The sequence below is a fragment of the Bradyrhizobium sp. P5_C11_2 genome (genome assembly GCF_054049755.1).
Window position 1 is genome coordinate 1 of the sequence record NZ_JBFULT010000342.1, and the last position, 8,205, is coordinate 8,205.

Annotated in this window: 10 protein-coding genes and 1 tRNA gene; 4 read left to right on the forward strand and 7 right to left on the reverse strand. The window is 64.5% G+C overall.

Annotated elements, in window-relative coordinates; all coding sequences use genetic code 11:
* The coding region (locus ACXJL8_RS26720; protein ID WP_456685882.1) for an amidohydrolase/deacetylase family metallohydrolase at window positions 1–1,077 on the reverse strand (1,077 nt) is incomplete at its 3' end.
* A 360-nt stretch (window positions 1,078–1,437) separates the two neighbouring features.
* Between ACXJL8_RS26720 and ACXJL8_RS26725 the strand changes: the two genes are divergently transcribed.
* Window positions 1,438–1,962, forward strand: a complete 525-nt coding sequence (locus ACXJL8_RS26725) for a BA14K family protein (RefSeq protein ID WP_456619317.1) — start codon at window positions 1,438–1,440, stop codon at window positions 1,960–1,962.
* 179 nt (window positions 1,963–2,141) lie between these two features.
* Here ACXJL8_RS26725 and ACXJL8_RS26730 read toward each other — a convergent pair whose 3' ends face one another.
* Entirely contained in the window at window positions 2,142–2,864 is a 723-nt protein-coding gene (locus tag ACXJL8_RS26730; protein ID WP_456619316.1) for a DUF2569 family protein, read from the reverse strand.
* Between the two features lie 119 nt (window positions 2,865–2,983).
* A tRNA-Arg gene (locus ACXJL8_RS26735) sits at window positions 2,984–3,060 on the reverse strand.
* Window positions 3,061–3,224: 164 nt separating this feature from the next.
* Here ACXJL8_RS26735 and ACXJL8_RS26740 point away from each other — a divergent pair.
* Both ACXJL8_RS26740 and ACXJL8_RS26745 read left to right on the forward strand, forming a co-directional pair.
* Window positions 3,225–3,578, forward strand: coding sequence for a VOC family protein (locus tag ACXJL8_RS26740; protein WP_456619315.1), 354 nt, complete (start codon window positions 3,225–3,227; stop codon window positions 3,576–3,578).
* A gap of 125 nt (window positions 3,579–3,703) precedes the next feature.
* Window positions 3,704–3,997, forward strand: a complete 294-nt coding sequence (locus ACXJL8_RS26745; RefSeq protein WP_456619314.1) for a GYD domain-containing protein — start codon at window positions 3,704–3,706, stop codon at window positions 3,995–3,997.
* Between the two features lie 57 nt (window positions 3,998–4,054).
* Here the strand turns inward: ACXJL8_RS26745 and ACXJL8_RS26750 are convergent, their stop codons facing one another.
* The 4 genes from ACXJL8_RS26750 to ACXJL8_RS26765 all read right to left on the reverse strand — a co-directional run bounded on the left by ACXJL8_RS26750 (window position 4,055) and on the right by ACXJL8_RS26765 (window position 7,280).
* Window positions 4,055–5,011: a tripartite tricarboxylate transporter substrate-binding protein gene (locus ACXJL8_RS26750; RefSeq protein ID WP_456619313.1), complete on the reverse strand. Its 957-nt coding sequence runs from the start codon at window positions 5,009–5,011 to the stop codon at window positions 4,055–4,057.
* A gap of 46 nt (window positions 5,012–5,057) precedes the next feature.
* Window positions 5,058–5,429 carry a cupin domain-containing protein gene (locus ACXJL8_RS26755; protein ID WP_456619312.1) on the reverse strand — a complete coding sequence of 124 codons (372 nt, stop codon included), beginning with the start codon at window positions 5,427–5,429 and terminating at the stop codon, window positions 5,058–5,060.
* A gap of 25 nt (window positions 5,430–5,454) precedes the next feature.
* Window positions 5,455–6,093: an RraA family protein gene (locus ACXJL8_RS26760; RefSeq protein WP_456619311.1), complete on the reverse strand. Its 639-nt coding sequence runs from the start codon at window positions 6,091–6,093 to the stop codon at window positions 5,455–5,457.
* A 158-nt stretch (window positions 6,094–6,251) separates the two neighbouring features.
* Complete coding sequence (locus ACXJL8_RS26765) at window positions 6,252–7,280, reverse strand: alpha/beta hydrolase (RefSeq protein WP_456619310.1); 1,029 nt, start codon at window positions 7,278–7,280, stop codon at window positions 6,252–6,254.
* 208 nt (window positions 7,281–7,488) lie between these two features.
* Here ACXJL8_RS26765 and ACXJL8_RS26770 point away from each other — a divergent pair, with 208 nt between their 5' ends.
* Window positions 7,489–8,121: a hypothetical protein gene (locus ACXJL8_RS26770; RefSeq protein ID WP_456619309.1), complete on the forward strand. Its 633-nt coding sequence runs from the start codon at window positions 7,489–7,491 to the stop codon at window positions 8,119–8,121.
* Window positions 8,122–8,205: the final 84 nt, after the last annotated feature.

Consider the following 8,205-nt stretch of genomic DNA (forward strand, 5'->3'; position numbering starts at 1 on the left):
GATCAGGTGCTCGCCGACCACGTCCTCGTAGTCGAACTGACCTTGCTTGATCGAGATCAGCGTGGCGTCGCCGGCGCTGCCGGGCTTGAGGCTGCCGAGCTCGGGACGCCGCATCGCCATTGCCGCGTTGACGGTCGACGCCGCAATCACGTCCGAAAGCGGCATGCCCATGCACAGGAATTTCGACAAGGTCGTCACCTGGTCGAAGGCCGGGCCGTCGATGCACAGAAGATGGATGTCGGAAGAGATGGTGTCGGGATAAAAGCCGTTGGCGAGCATGGCGCGCGCGGTCTTGAACGCGAACGAGCCCTTGCCGTGGCCGATGTCGAACAGCACGCCGCGCTCGCGCGCGTCCAGCACCGCCCTCTTCACCGTGCCTTGCGCGGTCGCCGGCGTGTTGGGGAACGGCCGGAATGCGTGGGTGAGCACATCGCCCGGACGAAGGCGGGCCAGCACCTCCTCGTAGCTCGGCGGCGGATGGTCGATATGCGCCATCAGGGGCATGCCGACCTCGTTCGCGACCTCGAGCGCGATGTCGAGCGGCACGATCCCCGACGTGCCCGAGGCGTGCAGGCCGACGCGCACCTTGATGCCGACGATGAGATCGCGGTTGGCATCCGCCACCTTGGCCGCATCGATCGGATTCATCAGCCGCAATTCCTCGCTCTCGCCGACCATCACCTTGTGCGAGAAGCCGAAGATGCCAGCATGCGAGACGTGCAGATAAGCGAGGATGCGGACCTGGCTCGGCTCGATCACATGCTTGCGGAAGCCGGCGAAGTTGCCGGGGCCGGCACTGCCGGTATCGACCGCGGTGGTGACGCCGGAGGTCCGGCAAAACTCCTCGGCGTCGATGCCGAGCGAGGTGCCGCCCCAATAGACATGGGTGTGGAGATCGATCAGTCCCGGCGTCACGATGAGCTGCGAAACGTCGCGCACCTCGGTGCCCGGATCCGCCTTGAGCCCGCTGCCGACCGCAGCAACCTTGCCGCCCGCGAAGGCGACATCGGTCACGGCATCGAGCTTCTGGGACGGGTCGACCACGCGGCCGCCGCGCAGGATCAAGTCGAAAGGCATTGTTATCTCCGGATGGGGCAGTGAGGCGTGGCCGGCACGTCGGCAAGGCCAGGAGGGAAGTCTTTCGCTTCTAGCAATTTTTGCGCCGACGAGTGTGGCAAACAGCGACGATTACCCATGAAAAAATGGCGATCCCGGGAAGTCGGCCCCATGCCTGGCAACATTGCCGGCATCGACCGCGAATGCACGCGTCTGCTCGCTCGGAGTCCGACTTCACGTGCGAAGCTGAAACATCGGCGGCCTATTGAAAAGACGGCGGGAGCGCATCCGGCGAACATGGAGTCCGTCGGCAGTTCTCGGGCCAATGAGTGTCCGGCAAAGGTTGCGACGTGGCCGAAATCGTGTAGCTGGAGAAAAACGATGAAACGACTGAAATTGCTTGGCGTGATCGCTGTTTGCGCCGCCCTGGCGCCGGGAGCGGCTGCCTCTGCGCGCGGCGGTGGACATGGCGGCGGCGGACACGGGGGCGGTGGCGGACATTTCGGAGGCGGCGGCGGATTTCACGGTGGTGGGCACTTCGGAGGCGGAGGCTTCCACGGCGGCGTTGGTCATGTCGGGGCCGCTGGCGGCTTCCATGCGCCCGGTGGTCTCCATCAGGCCGGACGTCCCGTCGCGGCCGGCTTCCATGGCGGTCATTTTCATCATGCCGGGTTCCGGCATCGCTACCGCCACGCATGGGCTTACGGCGGGGGTCTTGGCCTTGGCGCCTTCGCATTGGGCGCGTATTCGGGCTTGCCTTACTATGGCGACTACGACGACGGCTTCTACGGCGACTACGACAACGCTGCTGATGCCACGTCCTATTGCGAACAAAAATACCGCTCGTACAACCCGGCTACGGGAACGTATCTCGGCTACGATGGCAAGCAACACCCCTGCCCATAGCTCGATGTGGTGACATCTTCGCGCCGTGCTCGCCGGCACTTCGGGACTCCCTGAGATCGCTGACGACGCACGGCCCGAACAATTCGCAACTGGGCGGCCTGGTTCTTTTTTTATTGGGGACTTGACGGGCAGGAAAACCAGGAGAACAGCCCCTCCGGCACGCGCGTCATAAGGCGGGTCTACTTCGTGAACGTATTCGCGACTCTGCGGGAGCGAAGGACGTACGTTATCCAAATCGTGGCACTGATTGCACCGACAACCGTTTGTCCGACCTGTTGAGGTTCGATGATGAAAAAATCGCTGACCGGGCGATTGAGGGCGGCGGAAAAAAACGATGCGACGCAGAGGAGATCGACGAGCGGCATCAGCACCGCGCAGATCATTTGTACGATGAAGAAGGCTGGAAACCTGTGGGAGTGTCTGAACAGGAGCACCGTTGTCCAGATCGCGAAGCCGATCATGGCGGCGTTTATCAGCATTTCACTCCAGATCACCGTCGGAAAGTAAGTCCAGACTTTGTCGTCGATCGATTGCACATATTGTCCGACGTTGAAGATCAGGCGCAGGATGCCCATCACCTGGCCGAACGCGAGAAGCGCGAGCCAACCGCTGATGCCGGTCATCTCGGGCTGGACATCCTTGAAGGCAGTAGCGTCCTCGGCGAGAACGGCGGGCTCCCGAACGACGGCCGCCGGTGGTGATGCCGGCTCTTGCGGCGGCGATTGAAGAAGCTGCTGCGCGATCTCGTGCACCTCCTCGACCGGCTTCCAATCCTCGAAGCCGTGCCGCCGGACCATCACACGCCGAGGATCGGCGATACGAGCGAGGAGCGTAAGGAGTTCCGAAATCGAGATCGGGCCGCGCTGCTGCCCGCCGTCCGCGTAGAACCACAAATCCGTCATGCAAGGGCCCCCTGCACCCCGCCGTATTCTAGCCGGCTGTCGGCACACGTCACGATAGAAAGCTATTTGGTGGGGATACCAGCATTGCGCGCTCGTGGCGGCGCGCGACTGTCGGAAAATGGCGATCCCGGGAAGACTCGAACTTCCGACCTACGGTTTAGGAAACCGCCGCTCTATCCGGCTGAGCTACGGGACCGCGGAACCCGCGGGAGGCGGGTTTCGACTCCTCTTAGCAGAGCAGAATTGGGATCGCCAGTCGCCAGACGGGGTCCGCGATGCGCCGCGCCGATGGTCGTCAAACTGCGTTTGAGGGGTGTACCATGGTCCCCCTGCCCAAAACCGCGTCCAGGAGCCGGCACCATGATCGAGGGCATCAGTGCCATCACACTCGGCACCCACGACATGGCGCGCGCCGTGCACTTCTACCGTTCGCTCGGGTTCGAACTCCTGTATGGCGGCGAAGCCGCTGCATTCACCAGCTTTCGCGCCGGCACCGGCTATCTCAACCTGACGGCGCAGCCGGACGACAAGCGCTGGTCCTGGTGGGGCCGCATCATCTTCTACGTCGACGATGTCGACGGGACCTACGAGCGCGCACGCGCTGCCGGGTGGCAGCCGTCGACCACGCCGCGCGATGCCGAATGGGGTGAGCGCTACTTCCATCTCACCGACCCCGACGGCCATGAGCTCAGTTTCGCGCGGCCGTTGTCCTGACCGAATAAGTCACATCCGCTGACGTTCACAACGCGCAAGTAGCGCTATCCCAGCCGCCGTGGCAAGCTCGGCGCGGTTGCCTCAAGCGAGAATTGTATCTGGGTTTCTAACCAGGGAGGACGACCATGGTAACCTATGTCGTGCTGGGAAACTTCACGGATCAGGGAGTCCGCAACGTCAAGGACTCGCCGAAGCGGGCCGACGCCTTCAAGGAGATGGCCAAAACGTTCGGAGTGACCGTGAGAGAGATCGTCTGGACGCAGGGACGATATGACGTTGTAACCGTTCTCGAGGCTCCAGATGAGGCTGCCGCGATGTCGCTCAGCCTTAGTCTCAGCGCACTCGGCAATGTCCGCACCGAAACGCTACGCGCGTTTTCAGCGGCAGATATGACAAAGATCGTCGGCAAGATGCTCTGACGCTCAAGCCCGCGCGAGCGCACTGGACCCGGGATGGCAATCCCGGGAATAGGCCTCTCATGCCCTGATATTGTTGTCCCGGACCACCTTGCCCCAATAGGCGACCTGCTTGTCGAAGAAGGCCTTGAAGGCGGCGCCGTCCTGGAGCAGCAGCGTCATCTGCTGGGTCTCCTTGAGCTGGGCGGCGGTCGCGGGCTCGCTCAGGATCTCCCTGGACGCGGTCGCCATGGCCGCGACGACATCCGGAGGCGTGCCCGCGGGTGCGAAGATGCCCCACCAGGCCAGCGTCTCGAAATCCGGAAAGCCCGCCTCGATCGCGGTCGGCGTGTCCGGCAACGCCGGCAGCCGCTCGCGGCCGAGCTGCAGGATCGGACGCAGCATGTTGGTGCCGAGCTGGGCGCCGACCAGCGCCGCCGAGCCCGCGATCAGGTCGACGTGACCGCCGAGCACGTCGTTCATCGCCGGGCCGCCGCCGCGATAGGGCACGTGCATGATCTCGACGCCAGCCTTGTTGCCGAGCACGGTCATCGCCAGATGGCCGAGCGTGCCGATGCCGACGGAGGCATATTTCACCGCGCCGGGGGTCGCCTTGCAGGCCGCCACCACGTCGGCAAAGCTCTTGTAGGGCCGGCCGGCGCCGGCGGCGATCACATAAGGCGCGGTGCCGATTAGGAAGACCGGCATCAGCTCGCGTTCGACGTCGACCGGCGGCTTGTCGAGGATGGACGGGATCACCGCGTGGGAATCGAAGGTGACCAGGAACGTCGATCCGTCCGGCGGGCTCTTCGCCACCTGCGCGGCGCCGAGTGCGCCGGCCGCGCCCGACTTGTTCTCGACCACGACGATGCGGTTGAGCTTTGTCTGTAGATTGGCCTGCAACAGCCGCGCCATCGCGTCGGTCGATCCGCCCGGCGGGAACGGCACCACCAGCGTAATCTTGCCGGCCTGTGCGCTTGCCGGTGCCATCGCGAGGATGGCGGGCGCTGCCAGCAGCGCCCGTCGTGTGATCGTCATGGTCCCCTCCCTGTTGTCTTTGCGCCCGGCTTTTGCTCTTGGCGCCTTAGGTCGTCCCGAAACCCGACCCCGGCTTTCTGTATTCTGGCCGTGGTGGACTGAAGATGTCTAGCACGCGGGCGCCCTCGGGGCCGGCGCGCATCGTGTGCGGCACATTGCCCGGCGTGCGCCAGAAATCGCCCTTCTTCACGGGGATTTCCTCATCGCCCTGGACACGGATGGCGGAGCCATCGAGCAGCACGCCCCATTGCTCCTCGGGATGATGGTGCAGCGTGCCCTGCGCATGCGGGGCCAGCGTCACCACCGACAGCATCGCCTGCTCGCCGGCAAAGATCCGCGTGGTCACCCCCGCCGCGAGCTCGCGAAACAGCCCGTCGCCGGGATTGTCGAGATTGTGGAATTCTTCCTTCTGGCTCACGCCATCCTCCCCATCATTCTTCCGATCAGGATTTTCCATAAGAGCCCTGGTAACGGCCCTCGCGGATCGCCTTCAGCGTCTCTTCCTCGCGCACGATCTGGGCGCGCACCGCTTCCAGCAGCGCCGCGGCGCCGACGGCCGGAAACGACACCACGCCGTCTTCATCGCCGACGACGATGTCGCCGGGCGAAATCACGCTGCCGCCGATCGTCACAGGCACGTTGATCTCRCCGGGACCGTTCTTGTAGGGCCCGCGGTGGATCACGGCGCGGGCGAAGCAGGGAAAGTCGTCCGCGGCGAAGGCCGCAACGTCGCGGATCGCGCCGTCGATCACATAGCCCTCAGCTTTGCGCCACTGCGCGATGTTCTTCATGATCTCGCCGACCAGCGCCCGGGTCTCGTCGCCGCCGCCGTCAACCACGATGACGTCGCCGGGGCCGACCAGCTCGAGCGCGCGGTGGATGGCGAGATTGTCGCCGGGCCGGGTGCGCACGGTGAACGCCGTGCCCACCAGCTTGCCGCCGCGATGATAGGGCCTTAGCCCCACCGCGCCGGGCAGCCGGGCGAGATTGTCGGAAATGATCGAGGTCGGCGCATTCCGAAAACCCTCGATGATATCGGCCGACGGCTTCGGCACGCTGGTCGCAGCGATGGTGATGGTCATGAAAGTCCAGTCCTTGCGTGATGTGTCTCAGTCGGGGTGCGCCCGTGCCTTCGACGGCATGATGCGGAACGATCGCGCGTCGCGGGACGAAGTGTAACAGCGGGAGTCAACCCTTCAAGCTATCTGCCTTCAAGGTACCCGCCTTCAAGACGCCCGCGTCAGCGCTCCGCCCCGCAGCCCGGAATATCGAACAGCGCCGCGAGCCCGCATTTCGAGGTCAGCATCTTGTCGCCGTCATGGCCGACGCCGGCGACGTCCCAGACCCGGTGATTGGGCGTCCCGCCGTCACGCTTGGCCATCGCATCAGCATAGGCGTGGCCGCGGGCGTAGCGGTAAGGGCCCTGCGCCTCCGCCATGCAGCTCTTGTCCAGTGCGGAATGCTTCGGATTGGTGTCGAGGGTCCCGAGCAGATAGATCACCTCGCGTTCGACATAGCGCTGCTCGAGCGCCGCCGGCGTCGCGTCCGCGAGATAGGGCGGACGGTCGCCCATGCCGTATTTCCAGTTGTTGTAGCCCGGGCAGGATGCGGCGATCGCGGGCACGGGCCGATCCGCGCTGAAATACGCATAGGACGACGGATTGGCGACGACGTAACGCACGTCGATGTGCTGGCGCGACAGTTTCGCCTCGCCTTTGCCGCCGATGGCGTAGCGTTGCACGACCTGGCCGCCGCCGGAATGACCGGCCACCACGACCTGCTTCAGGTTTGGAAAGATACGCCGGTCGGAGAGCTTTGCGAGGATCGCATCGAGCGCCTCGAACGAAGAAACCGGATTCGGTGCAAGCGCGGCATCGCCGCCCTCCCATCCCTCCAGCGACCAGCGCAGCATATCCTCCGGCAGCTTGTACGCCTCGATATCGATCTCTGCCAGGAACTGCGGCACGACCATGAGCGCGCTCCTGCCGTCGTCGCCCGCCGCGGCCTGAGCATTGTTGGCCGAGATGTAATATTCGTCGGCATTGCGCAGGCGCCCGTGCAGCACGATGATCGCGCGCGAGATCGCGGGCTGCGGCATCGACCAGTCGCGGGACAGGTAGAGCGGCAGCATTCCGCGGCCGCCGACCGAGAGCCTCGCGTCGGCAATCGCCTTCACCGGCTTGCGGTTGGGCGCATCTTCGTCCGCTGCGAAGGCATGGCCGCAAGTCAGCGCGAACGCGAGTGCGGCGAGACGGGCCAGCGCTCTCATGACGGTCATTCCCCCTTGAATTCAAGCCAATAGAACTCTAAGCGCATCATGTGCCGCGCGGCTGTGACTCCCGCGCCACGTCAAGCAAAAAATGTCAGCATTGCAGCCATGAAATTCCCGGGTTCCATGGGTGACAAGCCGGCGATAAAGGGGCAAAAATTGGCCCGACTCAGTTCGGGTTGAGTTTTGCAAGGAATGCTCTCGTAGAATGTCGGACGTAGTTGCAACGCGTCGTGCGGCGCTTCTGATTGCCGCAGCAGGATTTTTTCTGCTGACGCCGTCGCATGCCCAGGCCCAATGGTGGAAGCGCGCGCCGGTGGATTTCGAGGCATGCGCCGACGCCGCCGAGAAATCTTCAACCAAGGCCGAGAAGACGGCCGCGCTCGCCGAATGCAACGCTAAGTTCGCCGGCCGGCGCAAGCCGGGCGGCGGCTACACCTATTACGACTTCCTCCAGGATCGCACCTTCGACATCGCCGGGCCCAACCCGACGCCGGAGGAGCAGAAGAAGATCGACGAATTCTACACCGCCTATCTCGCCGACCAGCGCCGCAGCAATGCCGCGGCCGAAGCCGCTGCACGGCAGCTGCGCGAGCAGCAGGAACGGCAGCCTCAACAGGTCCAGCAGGTCGCGCTGCGAACCGAGGTCGAGCGCGTGCCCGTGCCGGTCGAGCGTCCGAAATTCCCGCAGGCCGCAGCCAGCGACGCGCGGCCGCGGCCGAAGGGCGCGCCCTGCGCCAAGGGCTCGTTCTCCTGCGAATGGCCGCGCCTGTCGGAAAGCCTGAACGATCTGAAGAAGCTGTTCAACCCGGCGCCAAGCAAGCCGGCGAAGAAGGGCTGAGCTTCGGGTTCGTGCTGCAGGGCGAACGTAGAATCACGCGATCTGTATTCCGCCGCTGCTACACACTCCGCCGTCGTCCCGGCG

Coding starts and splice junctions, on each gene's coding strand:
- ACXJL8_RS26765 (WP_456619310.1), bottom strand. CDS start 7,280: ATGAGAGCGCTGGCCCGTCTCGCCGCACTCGCGTTCGCGCTGACTTGC.
- ACXJL8_RS26725 (WP_456619317.1), top strand. CDS start 1,438: ATGAAACGACTGAAATTGCTTGGCGTGATCGCTGTTTGCGCCGCCCTG.
- ACXJL8_RS26730 (WP_456619316.1), bottom strand. CDS start 2,864: ATGACGGATTTGTGGTTCTACGCGGACGGCGGGCAGCAGCGCGGCCCG.
- ACXJL8_RS26770 (WP_456619309.1), top strand. CDS start 7,489: ATGTCGGACGTAGTTGCAACGCGTCGTGCGGCGCTTCTGATTGCCGCA.
- ACXJL8_RS26745 (WP_456619314.1), top strand. CDS start 3,704: ATGGTAACCTATGTCGTGCTGGGAAACTTCACGGATCAGGGAGTCCGC.
- ACXJL8_RS26750 (WP_456619313.1), bottom strand. CDS start 5,011: ATGACGATCACACGACGGGCGCTGCTGGCAGCGCCCGCCATCCTCGCG.
- ACXJL8_RS26740 (WP_456619315.1), top strand. CDS start 3,225: ATGATCGAGGGCATCAGTGCCATCACACTCGGCACCCACGACATGGCG.